This window comes from uncultured Pseudomonas sp., from assembly GCF_913777995.1.
Lineage (GTDB): Bacteria > Pseudomonadota > Gammaproteobacteria > Pseudomonadales > Pseudomonadaceae > Aquipseudomonas.
Genome location: NZ_CAJYVE010000017.1, coordinates 1 through 17,523, shown reverse-complemented (window position 1 = coordinate 17,523; position 17,523 = coordinate 1). Strand labels below are relative to the sequence as shown.

The window sequence follows — 17,523 nt, the reverse complement described above, 5'->3', positions numbered from 1 at the left end:
CTATGGAGTGTCATATACGAGGAACGCCCATGTCTGCACCGGCCATGACCCTGTACACCAACCCGGCCTCCCCCTTCGCCCGCAAGGTGCTCATCCTGCTGCGCGAAACCGGGCAACTCGACAAGGTCGACCTCAAGCCCACCACGCTGACTCCGGTCAGCCCTTCGGCGGAGCTGAACCTCGACAACCCGGCCGGCAAGATCCCGGCGCTGCTGTTGCTCGACGGCAACGTCATCCACGACAGCCGGGTAATTCTCGACTACCTCGATCACCAGCACGACGGCACGCCGCTGATCCCCCGCGACGGCCCGGCCCGCTGGCGGCGCCTGACCCTGGCCTCGCTGGCCGATGCGCTGCTCGATGCCGCCCTGCTGATCCGCTACGAAACCGCCCTGCGCCCCGCCGAGCTGCACTGGGCGCCCTGGCTCGACAACCAGCAGCGCAAGATCGAGCGCACCCTCACCTATTTCGAGCAGGACGCGATCACCGAGCTGTCGGCCAACTTCGACATCGCCGCCATCAGCGTCGCGGCGGCGCTGGGCTACCTGGACTTCCGCCAGCCCGACCTGAACTGGCGCAACAGCTACCCACGCCTGGCCAACTGGTACTTCGAAGTCAGCAAACGCCCTTCGATGCAGGCCACCCAGCCCTCGGCCTGACCGCTGGCAAGGCTGCCCGTGGTGATGCGGGCAGCAGGCCGAGCAGCTCCTCCAGCAACCGGCGCGCCTGGTCCCGCTCCTGGCGCAGCAGGCCTTGCGTGCGCATCATGGCTGCTCCCCGGTGCGACTCTTGATACCCGGTGCGATGGCGTACCAGTCCAGCTTGCGGGTCAGCACCATGAACACGCCCAACAGGCCGAACAGCAGCAGCGAGCCCATCAGCAACGCGTAGTCCTCGGCACTCAGCAGCCCGTAGAGCAGGCCGTACAGCGCCGCCAGCCCTGCGGCGAAGCCCACGCCGTGGCGCGCGCCACGCAATACATGGCTGACATAGAAGCCGATCAGCGTCACGCAGGCAGCGGCCGACACCAGGTAGGCCAGGGCGAAGCCCAGGTGTTCGGACAGCGACAGCAGCATCAGGTAGAACAGCGCCAGCGCCGCCCCCACCAGGGCATATTGCACCGGGTGCACTGCCAGGCTCTTGAGCACTTCGAACAGGAAGAACCCGGCGAAGGTCAGCGCGATGAACAGCAAAGCGTATTTGATCGCTCGGTCACTCTTGAGGTACTGGTCCACCGGCTCGATGAAGCTGACCCCGAAACTGCGCCCGTACAGTCCTTCACAGTTCTCGGTATGCAGGCAGGTGCGCAGCCCTTCTTCGAGGTTGGTCGAGAAGAACGAGGTCTGCCAGCGTGCCGTGAAGCCTTGCGCCGAAACCTCCCGCTGCGCAGGCAGGTAATTGCCGATGAAGCTCGGGTGCGGCCAGTCGGCGGTCAGGCTGACCTCGCTGGACTTGCCCACCGGCGTGACCCTGAGCTGGCCGGTGCCTTGCAGCTTGAGGTCGAAGCTGAATGCCAGGCGGGCGGCCTGGTGGCCGTCGAGCATCGGCAGGTCGGCGCTGACGCCATCGCCCAGGCGGGCCACCCGGGTGCCGGGCTCGAATGCCAGGGTCTGGTCGTTGAGTTGCAGGCTCAGGGCATTCTCGATGCCGCGCACGTCGCTCAGCCCCACCGCCAGGTACGGGCGCTCGAAACGGTAGTCATCGAAGCCCTCCTCCAGACCGAGCTTTTCCGGCAACTGAAAGTACCCACTGATACGGCTGTCGGCATGGAACAGCCGCGCTTCATAGATGCCGCGTGAGCGCAGCTCGGTGCTGACCTTGCCATCGAGTTCGAAGCGCTCAGGCAGGAACACCAACTCGCCCCGCTCAGTCTGGGTTTCCTGATAACGCTCGTTGTTCTGCGCGTGGGTCTTCCATACCCGCACCGTCTTGCGGTACGGCACCACCACCAGCGGGCCGGTGATCTGCTGGCTGTAACTGGAGCTGCGGGCGATGTCATCCAGCACCCCGTCACGCTGTAACTGCCGCTCACCGATCAAGCCGCCGATCATCAGCAGCGGGATCAACAACAGCATGATCAACAAGGCGATCATGCCCAACTTCATGGCCAGGCTTCGATTCATGGGGACTCTCCCTGATTGCGATGGGAGACAGTCTGCAAGGGCTGCATGGGCGCAGCGTGAGCGCTGCGTGGAGTTTGTGTGGAGATGCGTACTCATGGCCTGGCGCTGCCGGGTCGCAGGCTCAGGGCAGGTCGAGCACCACCCGCACACCGCCCTCGGCATTGTCGATGTGCAGTGCGCCGCCATGCAGCTGCACCACCTCGGCAACGAAATTCAAACCCAGGCCCGTGCTCTTGCGCCCGGTGTGCGGACGCGGCAGCGAGTAGAAGCGCTCGCATAGACGCGGCAGTGCGTAGTCGGGAATCGGCGCGGCGCTGTTGAACAGGCTCACGCGCACCTGCCCAGCCCGCGACACGGCCTCGATGCGCAGCAGGCCACCCGCTGGCGTGAAGTCCAGGGCATTGTCCAGCAGGTTGGCCAGCGCCTGGCCGAGCAGAAAGCGCTCACCATGCAGCACCAGGTCAGCCGCAACCTGCCGCTCGACGCGCAGGCCCAGGCGCTCCACGGTCAGCTGGCGGGCGCCGAGCAGGTCGTCGAGCAGCTCGGCCAGCGGCAGGCTGACCCGCTCTTCCAACGCCTGGCGCTGCTCGACCATCGCCAGGTTCAGCAGCCGTTCGATCAATTGCTGCATGCGCCGACTTTCATCTTCGATATTGCCGGCGAAACGCTGGCGCTGCGCGGGCGGCATCTCGTCCTGCAGCAGCTCGGCGGCGCCGCGAATGGCCGCCAGGGGACTTTTCAGCTCATGGGTCAGGGTGTGCACGTAGCGCTCCACATAGGCCTTGCCTTCGAGCTGCACGCGCATGTGTTCCACCGCGCCAGACAACTGCTGCAGCTCACCGCCACGGTAATGCGGTAACTCGGCGCGACGGCCCTCGCTGACGGCCTGGGCATAGCGGGTCAGACGGCGCAGTGCCGAACTGAGCCACCAGGAGAACACCGCGCCCAGCAACAGCCCCAGGACCATCAGGCCGCCGCCGTACCACAGCAGGCGCCGTTCGGCGCGTTCGATGTAGGGCTGTAGCGAGCTGTTGGGCTTGGCCACCGTCACCACGCCGATGATGCGCCCCTGGTCGCGGATCGGTGCGCCCACATGCATCACCGAAGAATTGGGATCGTCGGGGTCGCTGCGTGTCGAACGGGCGCCGTACTGGCCGCGCAAGGTCAGGTACACGTCGTTCCAGCGCGAGTAATCCTGGCCCACGGCCTCACCACTGGAGTCCAACAGCACGATGCCACGGGCATCGGTCACGTAAATGCGGTTGTTGACCTGGTCCTTGGGCAGCTCCCAGATGGTCGCCCCCGGCTTGCGCAGGCCGTAGTCCCTGAGCACCTCGTTGAAGCGGCTCTGCCCCAGCGTGCCGTCGCGCACGTCGCGACGGAAGATCTCGGCCAGCAGGTTGGCGGTGTCCACCAGGGTTTCCTCGGTGGACTGGCGTACGCCGGGGCGTACTTCTTTCATCACCGTGCTGAGCACGAAGTAACCGGTCAGGGCAATGAAGGCCGCATAGACCAGGAAGATGCGGATACTCAGCGACATTCAGGCATGGTCCGGGCTGAAGCTGTAACCCAGGCCGCGATGGGTCTGGATCGGCTCGGCCTCGGCGGCCACGGCGCGCAACTTGGCGCGCACGCTCTTGATATGGCTGTCGATATTGCGTTCGTACCCGGCGTCGCAGGGCACGCCCAGGGCGTCGAGCAATTGTTCGCGGCTCAAGACCCGCTGCGGGTTATCCAGCAGGCATTGCAGCAGACGGAATTCATGACGGGTCAAGGTCAGCGGCTGGCCCCGGTAGCGGATCAGGTAACGCGGCAGGTCGATCTCGAAGACCCCGGGCGTATTGACGGCAACAGGCAGCTCGCGGGGCAGCAGGCGCTTGAGAATGGCCTTGACCCGCGCCGCCACCTCGCGGGGGCTGAAGGGCTTGACCACGTAGTCATCGGCACCGATTTCCAGGCCCACCACCCGGTCGATTTCGCCATTGCGGGCGCTGAGGAACATCACTGGCACCTCGGTGAAGCGTCGCAACTGCTTGCAGGCCTCGAAACCGCTGATATCCGGCAGCCCCACGTCGAGAATCACCAGGTCTGCCGGCGTGGCACGCTGGTGCTCCACCGCCGCCTGGCCGAGGCTCAGCCAGGTGGTGGTGAAGCCTTCGCCCTGCAGGGCGTAGACCAGGGTATCGGCAATCGCGACTTCGTCTTCGACGATCAGAATGTGCGGCATGGCATCGGGCACCGGTGGACAGTGCGCGAACGGTGCGCGATCAGCGCGTGGCCGTCAATCGCATTGCGGTTTGTCGGCGGTGTAGCGGCGCGCCGGGTTCACTGCGGCGTCGAACTCGCGCAGGGCCTTGGCACCGATCAGCAGCGGGTAGTTGAAGTGGCTGCGGTCCACCAGGTTGACCTCCACGGTACGCTGCTGCTTGCCCAGGCACAGCTTCAGCTCGATGACCGGGCGCTTGGCCGGATCGATCTCGCCCTTGTCCTCGTCTTCATCATCGCCTTCGGCGCGTGCCTTGATCTTGCTGATGCGCGCCAGCTTGTGTTCGAACACCTGGTTGCTCGCGCCTTCGGCCGCCAGGCGGAAGCGCACCCACTGCTCGCCATCGCGCTGGAACAGCTCGATGTCCTTGGCCGACAGCGAGGCGGTCAGTGCCCCGGTGTCCATCTTGGCCTTGAAGGTCTGGCCCACTTCAGGGACCTTGATGTATTCGTAGCGACCGTACAGGGTCGGTTCGGCAGCCAGCGCCGGCAATGCCAGCACAGACAACAGCGCCAGAATCTTCTTCACGTGGTGGACTCCTTGCAGGTGTCAGGCGCCCGGTTGGCGCCCGTTTTTAGACAGCGCCACCGGACATGGTTCGCGCACAGGAAACATTTGTGCGCATCTGTGTCATTGGCGCTTCAAGGCGGTCTATTTATCATGACTGCCCCTACCGAATCGCAGAGATCGCTATGCGCCGCGTGCTCACCGGCTGTTTCGTCACCCTTCTGCTGTTGCTCAACACCCTGACGCTGATCGGCCCGCTGCTGGTCTTCGCCCTGCTCAAGCTGGTGTTTCAGGGCGAGATGCGCGACCACTGTTCCAGGGCGGTGATGTGGATCGCGGAAACCTGGGCCGAGATCGACAAGCGCATCTTCGCCCTGTGCATTCCCACCCGCTGGGACATCCGTGGCGACGCCGGCCTGCGCCGCGACACCTCCTATCTGGTGATCAGCAACCACCAGTCGTGGGTCGATATCCCGGCGCTGATCCAGGTCTTCAACCGCCGCACGCCGTTCTTCAAATTCTTCCTCAAGAAAGAGCTGATCTGGGTGCCTTTCCTGGGCCTGGCCTGGTGGGCGCTGGATTATCCGTTCATGAAGCGCTACAGCAAGGCCTTCCTGGCCAAGAATCCAGAACTCAAAGGCAAGGACCTGGAAATCACCAAGGCCGCCTGCGAGCTGTTCAAGCGCCAGCCGGTGACTATCGTCAACTACCTTGAAGGTACGCGTTTCACCCCGGCCAAGCACCGCGCACAGGCATCACCCTACGAGCACCTGCTCAAGCCCAAGGCTGGCGGAGTGGCCTTCGTACTGGCGGCGATGGGAGAACAGCTCGATGCCATTCTCGACGTGACGGTGGTGTATCCAGAAGGCAAGACCCCAGGTTTCTGGGACTTGCTGTGCGGTACGGTGCCGAGGGTGATCGTCGACATTCGCACCCGCGAACTCGACCCGGCGCTGTGGCAGGGTGACTACGAGAACGACCCGGCCTTCCGCAGCCAGGTGCAGGAGTGGGTGAACCAGCTGTGGCTGGACAAGAACGCGCGCATCGCGCAGCTCAGGCAGGAATTCCAGAATCTGTAGAACATCGGTAGGAGTGGCTTCAGCCGCGAGGAACTCAGTTAGACGAGCTTTTGTTGGAGCGAGCTTGCTCGCTATGAGTCCCTCACGTTCACCCCAGATGCTGCGGCGCTAACGGCCCTTTCGCGAGCAAGCTCGCTCCTACAAAAGCCCAAGAGCACCTATGGGGCGGTTCAGCCGCGACGAGCGCGCGGCTGAACCGCCCTATTCACATCAGGCGGCGCTGAACATCTTGTGCGGGTCGATGACGAATTTCTTCGGCACGCCGGCATCGAACTCGCCGTAGCCACGCGGCGCGTCATCCAGGCTGATGACCTGCACACCCACCACTTCGGCAATGTTGATGCGGTCCCACATGATGGCCTGCATCAGGGCACGGTTGTACTTCATCACCGGGGTCTGGCCGGTGTGGAAGCTGTGCGACTTGGCCCAGCCCAGGCCGAAACGAATGCTCAGGGCACCGACCTTGGCAGCGGCATCCACCGCGCCCGGGTCTTCGGTCACGTACAGGCCCGGAATACCGATCTTGCCGGCTACGCGGGTAACCTGCATCAGCGAGTTCAGCACGGTGGCGGGAGCCTCGTGCTTGGCGCCTTCATGGCCATGGCCACGGGCTTCGAAGCCCACGGCGTCGACCGCGCAGTCCACTTCCGGCTCGCCCAGCAGGTCAGCGATCTGCTCGTGCAGCGGCGTGTCCTTGGACAGGTCGGCGATTTCGAAGCCCTGGGCCTTGGCGTGCGCCAGACGCGCCGGGTTCAGGTCGCCGACGATGACCACCGCAGCGCCCAGCAGGCGGGCCGAGGCAGCGGCCGCCAGACCGACAGGGCCGGCACCGGCCACGTAGACAGTACTGCCCGGGCCTACACCGGCAGTGACAGCACCGTGATAGCCGGTCGGCAGGATGTCGGACAGGCAGGTCAGGTCACGGATCTTCTCCATGGCCTTGTCGCGGTTAGGCAGTTTCAGCAGGTTGAAGTCGGCGTAAGGGACGAGCACGTACTCGGCCTGGCCACCGGTCCAGTCGCCCATGTCGACGTAGCCGTAGGCACCGCCGGCACGCGCCGGGTTGACGGTCAGGCACACGCCGGTGTGCATTTCCTTGCAGGAGCGGCAGCGGCCACAGGCCACGTTGAAGGGTACCGAAACCAGGTCGCCGATCTGCAGGTTCTCGACGTCCGAGCCTTTCTCGATCACCTCACCGGTGATCTCGTGGCCCAGCACCAGGCCGACCTGCGCCGTGGTGCGACCGCGCACCATGTGCTGGTCAGAGCCACAGATGTTGGTGGACACCACCCGCAGAATCACCCCGTGTTCGATCTTGCGACCGCGCGGGTCCTGCATTTTCGGGTAATCGATTTTCTGTACTTCGACCTTGCCAGCGCCGAGATACACCACACCGCGGTTTCCAGACATGCATGTCACCTCTCTATTTGTTATTGACGAGGGAGGGCTGCCTGCATTGGCCGAACGAGCCTGCCGATACCTGACAACCCTGGGGGTCCTGCTGGCAAGAATGCGCCGAATCGGCAAAAACGCTTGCAGTCACACCGCCTTCGGGCATTCCAAAAACGACACGTGCCCAGACGGGCACGGATCGATTGCAAACAGGTGTGACAAGCGTAGAAGAGGCTGGCGCTCAGAGCACCACGGTGCGATTGGCGTTCAGAAATACCCGCCGCTCGATGTGATAGCCCACCGCGCGGGCCAGGGTCAGGCACTCGATGTCGCGGCCCTTGGCGATGAGGTCCTCGGGGTAGTGCGAATGGTCCACCACTTCGACGCCCTGGGCGATGATCGGGCCTTCGTCCAGGTCGTTGTTGATGTAGTGCGCGGTGGCGCCCACCAGCTTGACGCCCTTGTTGTAAGCCTGGTGGTAGGGCTTGGCGCCCTTGAAACCGGGCAGCAGCGAGTGGTGGATGTTGATCGCCTTGCCGTCGAGCTTGCGGCACAGCTCTGGCGACAGCACCTGCATGTAGCGGGCGAGAATCACCAGCTCGGCGCCGGTGTCTTCGATGACCTGCCAGACCTTGGCTTCCTGGGCCGGCTTGTCGTTCGGGTCCAGCGGGAAGTGGTGGTAGGGAATCGAATGCCAGCTGGCCAGCGGTTCCAGGTCCGGGTGGTTGGAGACCACCGCAACCACGTCCATGGACAGCTGATTGATGCGCTGGCGGTACAGCAGGTCGTTCAGGCAGTGGTCGGCCTTCGAGACCATGATCACCACCTTGGGCCGGTAGTGGGGGGCGGTCAGCTCGAACAGCATGCCGAACGCAGCGCCACGCTCGGCCAGGCCCGCACGGAACGCGGCCTCGTCGAAGCCGTCAGGCTGGCGGAACTCCACACGGATGAAGAAACGCCCAGACAACCGGTCGTCGAAGGAGTGATGCTCGGTGACATAACAGCCCTGCTCGAACAGGTAGCGGGTCACCGCATCCACCGTGCCCAGCACACTGGGGCAATCGGCGGTGAGGATCCAGGTATCGGGGGCACGGCTCATGAAGGTCATTCCTTAAACAGATACAGCGAGGCGCCGCCCCCTGTAGGAACGGCTTCAGCCGCGAAGATTGGCTTTGCTGAGCTTTTCGCGGCTGAAGCCACGCCTACCGAGTCTGGCTGACGTCAATTGCACCGTGGGCAATCAGCCCTTGATGCCCAGGCCATATTCCGCTGCGGCGTCCTGCAGCCACAGCCACCAGTAGTCGGAGAAGCTGCGGCGTACCAGCAGCTCCCAAGTATCTTCGGCGGTCCGGCGAATCACCAGTTGCGACTTGGCGAACACCGTACCCACGGCCTTGCCGACCGGGAAGTTGCTCGGGTGCACGTCGTAGCTGGTGGACTTCTTCAGCACGTCGATCACGTTCGGACCGGTCAGTTCGAGGATCGACCAGCCGCCGCTGACATTGACGATCGCGATGTGCTGGCCGTCCAGCGCAGCGCGCAGTTGCTTCTCGGCTTCGAACTCTTCGCCGGTCGGCACGATCAGTACCCATTCGTCCGGGCCGAGCCATTGCAGCGAGCGCTCGCCGTCGATCACCAGGCCCAGCGGGCCAGGCAGTTCCAGGCCCAGGGCCTGCTTGACGCCAGCGGCGAACGCCGCGTCGTGGCCATTACCACGAATGGTCAGGTGGCCCAGCAGCTTCTTGTCGCGCAGTGACACGCCGGGATTGGTGTGGCCCTTGCCGACCAGCTTGTCGAGGCCGGCGTGGTACAGCGGCTGCTCGGCCTTGGCACCGGTGGTGGGGCGTTGCTGGTATACGTTGACTGTAGTCATGACGCACCTGTTATGAATTCTGTTGTGTTGCCCGGTGGGAGCGGCTGGCGCCGCTCCCACATTCCTCATTCGACGTTCTGGCGCTCGTTCTTCGGATCGAAGAACACCGACGAAACGATCTCCGCCTCGATCACGCTGCCATCGGCCAGCGGCGCGTAGACCTTCTCGCCCATGCGGTTGATACCGCCCTTCACCACTGCCAGGGCAAAGGAATAACCCAGGGAGTTGTGCGCGTAGCTGGAGGTCACGTGGCCGACCATCTTCATCGGAATCGACTGGTTCGGGTCGAACACCAGCTGGGCGCCTTCAGGCAGCCAGCGCTTGGGGTCCACCGGCTTCAGGCCGACCAGCTGCTTGCGCTGCTCGCGCACGCAGTCTTCGCGGTTCATGCCACGCCAGCCGATCCACGAGAACGGCTTGGTACGGCCTACGCACCAGCCCATGTTCAGGTCGTCGGGGGTCATCGAGGCGTCGGTGTCCTGACCGACGATGATGAAGCCCTTCTCGGCGCGCAGCACGTGCATGGTCTCGGTGCCGTACGGGGTCAGGTTGTACTTCTTGCCGGCCTCGGCGATCTTTTCCAGCACGCCCATGGCGTAGTCGGCCTGCACGTTGACCTCGTACGACAGCTCACCGGTGAACGAGATACGGAACACCCGTGCCGGTACGCCGGCGACGTTGCCCTCCTTCCAGGTCATGAACGGGAAGGCTTCGCGGCCCAGGTCGATGTCAGTCAGCTCGGCCAGCAGCTTGCGGCTGTTGGGGCCGGACAGGGTCAGGGTCGCCCAGTGGTCGGTGACGGAGGTGAAGTACACCTTCAGGTCCGGCCATTCGGTCTGGTGGTACAGCTCCAGCCACTGCAGCACCCGGGCGGCGCCGCCGGTGGTGGTGGTCATCACGAAGTGGTTGTCGGCGACACAGGCGGTCACGCCGTCGTCGAAGACCATGCCGTCTTCCTTGCACATCAGGCCGTAGCGGGCCTTGCCCACGTCCAGCTTGGTCCAGGCGTTGGTGTACACGCGGTTGAGGAACTCGCGGGCATCCGGGCCCTGGATGTCGATCTTGCCGAGGGTCGAGGCATCCAGCAGGCCGACGCTGTCACGCACGGCCTTGCACTCGCGAGCCACGGCGGCATGCATGTCTTCGCCATTCTTGGGGAAGTACCAGGGGCGTTTCCACTGGCCGACGTCTTCGAACTCGGCACCGTTCTTCACGTGCCAGGCATGCAGGGCGGTGAAACGCACCGGCTCGAAGATGTGCCCGCAGTGGCGGCCGGCGATGGCGCCGAAGGTCACCGGGGTGTAGTTCGGGCGGAACATGGTGGTGCCCATCTCAGGGATGGTCACGTTCAGCGAGCGGGCGGCGATGGCCAGGCCGTTGACGTTGCCCAGTTTGCCCTGGTCGGTACCGAAGCCCAGCGCGGTGTAGCGCTTGACGTGCTCGACCGACTCGAAGCCCTCGCGGGTGGCCAGTTCGATGGCCGCGGCGGTGACGTCGTTCTGCAGGTCGACGAACTGCTTGGGCGCACGCGCCGTGCCTTTGTCGTGGGGCACCTGGAACAGCGCCACGGTGGGCTCTTCGGTGCGGTTGACGGCTTTCGGCAGCACGCCTTCGACGGCCGAGAAACCGGCCTCGCTGGCGGCGCGCACGCCCCCTTCGAAACCATCGGCCAGGGTGTCACCCAGGTTGTACACGCCGTTCAGGCCACCGACGCAGACGCGCTTCTGTGGCGCATCGCCGGCCACGAAGCCGAGGATGTCTTCACGCCATACCGGACGGCCACCCAGGTGCGAAGCCAGGTGCACCACCGGGCTGTAGCCGCCGGAACTGGCAATCAGGTCGGCATCCAGCCACTCGCCGGGGCTGGTGACTTTCATGGTTTTCAGGTCGATGGCCGCGACGCGGGCACCGGTTACGCGCTTGCTGCCACGCGCCTCGATCACCGCGCTGGAGGTGAGGATGCGCAGGCCCTTGGCGCGGGCTTCCTCGACCAGCGAACCGCGTGGGTTGTGGCGCGCATCAGCGATGGCCACCACTTGCAGACCGGCGTCGGCCCAGTCCAGGGCGACGCGGTAGGCGTAGTCGTTGTTGGTCGACAGCACCAGCTTCTTGCCCGGTGCCACACCGTAGCGGCGCACGTAGGTGGACACGGCACCGGCGAGCATGTTGCCCGGCACGTCGTTGTTGGCGTAAACCAGCGGACGCTCGTGGGTGCCGGTGGCCAGGACCACGCGCTTGGCGCGTACCCGGTGGATGCGCTGACGCACCTGGCCGATCGGCGCACGGTCACCGAGGTGGTCGGTGAGGCGTTCGTGAATGGTCAGGAAGTTGTGGTCGTGGTAGCCGTTGACGGTGGCCCGTGGCAGCAGCAGGACGTTGTCCAGCCCAGCCAGCTCGGCCACCACGCTGGCAACCCACTCGCTGGCCGGCTTGCCATCGAGGCTTTCGCGGCTGTCGAGCAGGCTGCCGCCGAATTCTTCCTGTTCGTCGGCGAGGATCACCCGCGCCCCGCTGCGGCCGGCGGCCAGGGCAGCGGCCAGGCCGGCAGGGCCGGCACCGACCACCAGCACGTCGCAGTGCTGGTTCATGTTGTCGTAGCGGTCAGGGTCGTTATCGGTTGGCGAACGGCCCAGGCCGGCGGCCTTGCGGATGTACTTCTCGTACGTCATCCAGAAGGACTGCGGGTACATGAAGGTCTTGTAGTAGAAACCGGGCGGCATCATGCTGCCGCCGACCTTGCCCAGGATGCCCATCACGTCGGTATTGACGCTCGGCCAGCCGTTGGTGCTGCTGGCCACCAGGCCGGAATACAGCGCCTGCTGGGTGGCGCGCACGTTGGGGATCTGGGTGGCTTCGGTGGCGCCCAGCTGCAGCACGGCGTTCGGCTCTTCGGCACCGGCAGCGAAGATGCCGCGCGGGCGCGAGTACTTGAAGCTGCGGCCGATCACGTCCACGCCGTTGGCCAGCAGGGCCGAGGCCAGGGAGTCGCCGGCAAAGCCCTGGTAGGTCTGGCCGTTGAAGGTGAAGTTGAGCACCTTGCTGCGGTCGATACGGCCGCCATTGGGCAGTCGGTTGCTCTGGCTCATACCTTGTCTCCCTCGGCGGTGAACTGTGGCTTGGCGCCAATCGGATAGGTTTCGAGGATTTCGTAGGTCACGGTGTTGCGCGTGACGTTGAAGTACTGCCGGCAGCCGGCCGCGTGGTCCCACAGCTCGTGGTGGATGCCGCGCGGGTTGTCACGGAAGAACATGTAGTCGCCCCACTCTTCGTCGGAGCAGGCGTTCGGGTCCAGCGGGCGCGGGATGTGCGCCTGGCCGGCCGAGTGGAATTCCTCTTCGGAGCGATGCTCGCCACAGTGAGGACAGAAGATATAAAGCATGTTCGCAATCCTCCTGTTAGTGAGCCACGGCAGCAGCGCCGTGCTCGTCGATCAGCGCACCATTGTGGAAACGATCCATGGAGAACGGTGCCGCCAGTGGGTGCATTTCGCCTTTGGCCAGGCTCGCGGCAAACACGTTGCCCGAGCCAGGGGTGGCCTTGAAGCCGCCGGTACCCCAGCCGCAGTTGAAGAACATGTTCGGCACGGGCGTCTTGGAGATGATCGGGCAGGCGTCCGGCGAGGTGTCGACGATGCCGCCCCACTGGCGGTTCATGCGCACCCGCGACAACACCGGGAACATCTCGACGATGGCCTGGATGGTGTGTTCGATCACCGGGTAGGAACCGCGCTGGCCGTAGCCGACCCAGCCGTCGATACCGGCACCGATGACCAGGTCGCCCTTGTCGGACTGGCTGATGTAGCCGTGCACGGCGTTGGACATGATCACGCTGTCGATGATCGGCTTGATCGGCTCGGACACCAGCGCCTGCAGCGGGTGGGATTCCAGCGGCAGGCGGAAGCCGGCCAGCTTGGCCATGTGCCCGGAGTTACCGGCCGTGACCACGCCGACGCGCTTGGCGCCGATGAAGCCCTTGGTGGTTTCCACGCCGATGCACACGCCGTTCTGCTTGCGAAAGCCAGTGACTTCGGTCTGCTGGATCAGGTCGACGCCCAGGGCGTCGGCAGCACGGGCGAAGCCCCAGGCCACGGCGTCGTGACGGGCCACGCCGCCGCGCCGTTGCACGGTGGCGCCAAGGATCGGGTAGCGGGTGTTCTTCGAGCAGTCCAGGTACGGAATCTCCGCCGCGACCTGCTCGGTATTGAGCAGTTCACCGTCCACGCCGTTGAGGCGGTTGGCGCTGACCCGACGCTCGGAGTCACGGATGTCCTGCAGGGTGTGGCACAGGTTGTACACCCCACGCTGGGAGAACATCACGTTGTAGTTGAGGTCCTGCGACAGGCCTTCCCACAGTTTCATGGCGTGCTCGTACAGGTGGGCCGACTCGTCCCACAGGTAGTTGGAGCGCACGATGGTGGTGTTACGGGCGGTGTTGCCGCCGCCCAGGTAGCCCTTCTCGATCACCGCGACGTTGGTGATGCCGTGTTCCTTGGCCAGGTAGTAGGCCGTGGCCAGGCCGTGGCCGCCACCGCCGACGATGACCACATCGTAGACCTGCTTGGGCGTGGGCGTACGCCACATGCGCTGCCAGTTCTCGTGGTGGCTGAGGGAGTGCTTGAAGAGGCCGAAGCCTGAATAACGTTGCATGGTAGGCGACTCCTGACTCAGCGGTAGACCGGGTAATCGGCGCACAGGGCGGCCACCTGGCCGGCGACATTGGCCTCGACATCGGCATCGCCGAGGTTGTCGAGGATGTCGCAGATCCAGCCGGCCAGCGCGATGCACTGGGCTTGCTTGAACCCACGGGTGGTGACGGCCGGGGTGCCGATGCGCAGGCCCGAGGTCACGAAAGGTGATTGTGGGTCGTTGGGTACGGCGTTCTTGTTCACGGTGATGTGCGCGCGGCCCAGGGCGGCGTCCGCGTCCTTGCCGGTGAGACCCTGACGGATCAGGCTGACCAGGAACAGGTGGTTGTCGGTGCCACCGGAGACCACGTCGTAGCCACGCTCGATGAACACCTTGGCCATGGCCTGGGCGTTATCGATGACCTGCTGCTGGTAGGCCTTGAAGCCTGGCTCCAGCGCTTCTTTGAAGCACACGGCCTTGGCGGCGATGACATGCATCAGCGGGCCGCCCTGGGCGCCAGGGAACACTGCGGCGTTGAGCTTCTTCTCGATTTCTTCGTTGGCCTTGGCCAGGATCAGGCCGCCACGCGGACCGCGCAGGGTCTTGTGGGTGGTGGTGGTGACCACGTCGGCGAACGGAATCGGGTTGGGGTACAGGCCAGCGGCGACCAGACCGGCCACGTGGGCCATGTCGACGAACAGCAGCGCCCCGACCTTGTCGGCGATGGCGCGGAAGCGCGGGAAGTCGAGGGTCTTGGAGTAGGCCGAGAAGCCGGCGACGATCATCTTCGGCTTGTGCTCGACCGCCAGGCGCTCGACTTCGTCGTAGTCGATCAGCCCGGTGGTGGTGTCGATGCCGTACTGCACGGCGTTGTACAGCTTGCCCGAAGACGACACCTTGGCACCGTGGGTCAGGTGGCCGCCGTGGGCCAGGCTCATGCCCAGGATGGTGTCGCCAGCCTGCAGCAGCGCCAGGTAGACGGCGGAGTTGGCCGACGAACCGGAGTGCGGCTGGACGTTGGCGTAATCGGCACCGAACAGCTGCTTGGCGCGGTCGATGGCCAGTTGCTCGACCTTGTCGACGTGCTCGCAGCCGCCGTAGTAACGCTTGCCCGGGTAGCCTTCGGCGTATTTGTTGGTCAAGCCGCTACCCTGCGCCTGCATCACGCGCTTGCTGGTGTAGTTCTCAGAGGCGATGAGTTCGATGTGGTCTTCCTGGCGCTGCTCCTCGGCATTCATGGCCGCCAGCAGTGCATCGTCATAACCCTGAATCTGATCTTGTTTGCTGAACATCGCGTATCCCCAGCGGCGTCGCGGCGCCTTTCATTATTGATCGGGAGGGTTGGCTACCCAGTGACTGCGATGGTAGGGCCGGCCAAGGCGATCCAGATGCCTGCGCGCGCCACGCAAAGGCGCGTTTACGACATGCGCGACAGACCACGGAACAATCCGCCACGCCAGGCCGTCGAGACCAACCGCAAGCGAACCCCCGATCCGGCGAAAAGCCCGGCTGCAGGGGCTTTTCCGGCAGTCGGCGGGCTGCCTGGAAGAGCTCGTCAGGGGGGCTGTTCAGGCACGCCAGAGCACTGGGCACAGCATGCCGATGGCGTATTCAGACAAGTCGGGCGGGCGATACAAGGAGGGGGAGCGATGCTATCGGCGCAGCTGGCCGCCAGGAGCGGCTTTAGCCGCAATACAGGTGAGTTGGACCGTGGGAGCGAGCTTGCTCGCGAAGGCGGCGTCACGTTCACAGCAGATGCATGGGGTTTGCCGACCTGTTCGCGAGCAAGCTCGCTCAACAAAGGCCGAAGAGCGTCCAACTGACCAGTATCGCGGCTCAAGCCGGCCCTACAGCAGAGGCCTCCCGCACGCGCGGCGCAGGAGGCCGGTCGATCAGGAAGCCGGCTGGCTCGCCTGCTGGGCATCGGCGCGGAACATGGCGCGGATGCCACGTACCGCCTGGCGAATGCGGTCCTGGTTCTCGATCAGCGCGAAGCGCACATGGTCGTCGCCGTATTCACCGAAACCGATGCCTGGCGAGACGCACACCTTGGCTTCGGCCAGCAGCTTCTTGGCGAACTCCAGCGAGCCGAGGTGCGCGTAGGCATCGGGGATCTTCGCCCACACGTACATCGAGGCCTTGGGGTTCTCGACCATCCAGCCCAGCTCATGCAGACCCTTGACCAGCACGTTGCGGCGCTGGCGGTACTGCTCGGCGATGTCCAGCACGCATTGCTGGTCGCCTTCCAGGGCCGCGATGGCCGCCACCTGCAGCGGGGTGAAGGTGCCGTAGTCGTGGTAGCTCTTGATCCGCGCCAGGGCGCCGACCAGCTCGGGGTTGCCGACCATGAAGCCGATCCGCCAGCCGGCCATGTTGTAGCTCTTGGACAGGGTGAAGAACTCCACCGCGATGTCCTTGGCGCCGGGGATCTGCATGATCGACGGGGCCTTCCAGCCGTCGTAGACGATGTCGGCATAGGCCAGGTCGTGGACCACCAGCACGTCGTACTGCTTGGCCAGCGCCACCACACGCTCGAAGAAGTCCAGCTCCACGCATTGCGAAGTGGGGTTGGACGGAAAACCGAGGATCATCATCTTCGGCTTGGGGATCGAGCCACGAATGGCCTTCTCCAGCTCGGCGAAGAAGTCCACGCCCGGCACCAGCGGCACCGACCGCACCTGGGCGCCGGCAATCACGGCACCGTAGATGTGGATCGGATAACTGGGGTTGGGCACCAGCACGGTGTCGCCCTGGTCGAGGGTGGCGAGCATCAGGTGCGCCAAGCCCTCCTTGGAGCCAATGGTGACGATGGCTTCGCTCTCCGGGTCGATATCGACTTCGTAGCGCTTCTTGTACCAGTTGGAAATGGCCCGGCGCAGACGCGGAATACCCCGCGAGGTGGAATAGCCGTGGGTGTCTTCGCGCTGGGCGACGGTGACGAGCTTTTCGACGATGTGCGGCGGCGTAGCCCCGTCGGGGTTGCCCATGCTCAGGTCGATGATGTCTTCGCCACGACGACGCGCGGCCATCTTGAGTTCGGCGGTGATGTTGAAGACGTAGGGAGGGAGTCGATCGATGCGCGCAAAGCGGCGCGGCAAACCTTGGTCAGCCATGAGAATCTCGCAGACGTAAGCGCCCGGAACCGTCCGAGCGACGTTGGCCACATGAGGCGGCCTGCGCGCACGATAAGCGCCTGGCCATCATCTTGTCCACATGGTTTTTTTCCTGGCTCGATTCACCGCCCCATAAGCCCCGCTTCGGCAGAAGCGGCTAGCCGCAATACTGGTCAGTTAGACTGGATAGGAGCGGCTTCAGCCGCGAAGCGACCGCATGACCACAACAAATGCAGTGAATTGCCTGGCGCTTTCGCGGCTAAAGCCAATACGGTTCGATTAAGCGCCTTGCGGCTTGCTCGCGAATGGAAGGCTATCTGGAGCGGGTACACCCGTCGCTGCATCAGTGCCCTTGAGTCACCTTTCCGCCTTTACGGCGGGTTACTTTTGGTTTCGGCCAAAAGTAACCAAAAGCCACTGCTCCTGGCTTGGGTCTGCCCTGCGGGCAGACTTCCCTCCTTCCGGCGCCATTCCAGGGGGTCGGCGCAATGGGCCGTCCCTGGCCCAGTGCGCCTAAGCCGGCTTCCCTGCCGGCTTACCCCCTT

14 protein-coding genes are annotated in these 17,523 nt (G+C 64.6%); 2 read left to right on the top strand and 12 right to left on the bottom strand.

Annotation, left to right across the window (positions count from 1 at the left end; genetic code table 11):
• The first annotated feature begins 29 nt into the window (after positions 1–29).
• On the top strand, positions 30–659 hold the full coding sequence (locus QZ497_RS07405; RefSeq protein ID WP_295472713.1) for a glutathione S-transferase family protein: 630 nt from the start codon (positions 30–32) through the stop codon (positions 657–659).
• A 105-nt stretch (positions 660–764) separates the two neighbouring features.
• Here the strand turns inward: QZ497_RS07405 and creD are convergent, their stop codons facing one another.
• From creD to QZ497_RS07385, 4 genes are all read right to left on the bottom strand, one after another.
• Complete coding sequence (creD, locus tag QZ497_RS07400) at positions 765–2,123, bottom strand: cell envelope integrity protein CreD (protein ID WP_295472711.1); 1,359 nt, start codon at positions 2,121–2,123, stop codon at positions 765–767.
• Between the two features lie 121 nt (positions 2,124–2,244).
• A complete protein-coding gene (gene creC, locus QZ497_RS07395; protein ID WP_295472709.1) occupies positions 2,245–3,663 on the bottom strand; it encodes a two-component system sensor histidine kinase CreC in 1,419 nt (472 codons plus the stop codon).
• Complete coding sequence (gene creB, locus QZ497_RS07390) at positions 3,664–4,350, bottom strand: two-component system response regulator CreB (protein ID WP_295472707.1); 687 nt, start codon at positions 4,348–4,350, stop codon at positions 3,664–3,666.
• A gap of 54 nt (positions 4,351–4,404) precedes the next feature.
• Entirely contained in the window at positions 4,405–4,917 is a 513-nt protein-coding gene (locus QZ497_RS07385) for an ATP-dependent zinc protease (RefSeq protein ID WP_295472705.1), read from the bottom strand.
• 164 nt (positions 4,918–5,081) lie between these two features.
• Between QZ497_RS07385 and QZ497_RS07380 the strand changes: the two genes are divergently transcribed.
• A complete protein-coding gene (locus tag QZ497_RS07380; RefSeq protein WP_295472703.1) occupies positions 5,082–5,975 on the top strand; it encodes an acyltransferase in 894 nt (297 codons plus the stop codon).
• Between the two features lie 210 nt (positions 5,976–6,185).
• On the opposite strand, the gene fdhA is transcribed toward QZ497_RS07380, so the two are convergent.
• From fdhA to alaC, 8 genes are all read right to left on the bottom strand, one after another.
• Positions 6,186–7,385, bottom strand: a complete 1,200-nt coding sequence (gene fdhA / locus QZ497_RS07375) for a formaldehyde dehydrogenase, glutathione-independent (RefSeq protein ID WP_295472701.1) — start codon at positions 7,383–7,385, stop codon at positions 6,186–6,188.
• Positions 7,386–7,608: 223 nt separating this feature from the next.
• The gene (purU, locus tag QZ497_RS07370; protein ID WP_295472699.1) at positions 7,609–8,466 is read right to left on the bottom strand and encodes a formyltetrahydrofolate deformylase; all 858 of its coding nucleotides are present in this window, start codon (positions 8,464–8,466) and stop codon (positions 7,609–7,611) included.
• 141 nt (positions 8,467–8,607) lie between these two features.
• Complete coding sequence (gene soxG, locus QZ497_RS07365) at positions 8,608–9,240, bottom strand: sarcosine oxidase subunit gamma family protein (RefSeq protein ID WP_295472697.1); 633 nt, start codon at positions 9,238–9,240, stop codon at positions 8,608–8,610.
• A gap of 65 nt (positions 9,241–9,305) precedes the next feature.
• A complete protein-coding gene (locus tag QZ497_RS07360; RefSeq protein ID WP_295472695.1) occupies positions 9,306–12,326 on the bottom strand; it encodes a sarcosine oxidase subunit alpha in 3,021 nt (1,006 codons plus the stop codon).
• Positions 12,323–12,619, bottom strand: coding sequence for a sarcosine oxidase subunit delta (locus tag QZ497_RS07355; RefSeq protein WP_295472693.1), 297 nt, complete (start codon positions 12,617–12,619; stop codon positions 12,323–12,325). Before QZ497_RS07355 ends, QZ497_RS07360 begins: the two co-directional genes overlap by 4 nt.
• A gap of 16 nt (positions 12,620–12,635) precedes the next feature.
• On the bottom strand, positions 12,636–13,886 hold the full coding sequence (locus QZ497_RS07350; RefSeq protein ID WP_295472691.1) for a sarcosine oxidase subunit beta family protein: 1,251 nt from the start codon (positions 13,884–13,886) through the stop codon (positions 12,636–12,638).
• 17 nt (positions 13,887–13,903) lie between these two features.
• Complete coding sequence (gene glyA, locus QZ497_RS07345) at positions 13,904–15,157, bottom strand: serine hydroxymethyltransferase (protein WP_295472689.1); 1,254 nt, start codon at positions 15,155–15,157, stop codon at positions 13,904–13,906.
• A gap of 600 nt (positions 15,158–15,757) precedes the next feature.
• Entirely contained in the window at positions 15,758–16,978 is a 1,221-nt protein-coding gene (gene alaC, locus QZ497_RS07340) for an alanine transaminase (RefSeq protein ID WP_295472687.1), read from the bottom strand.
• Positions 16,979–17,523 lie beyond the last annotated feature (545 nt).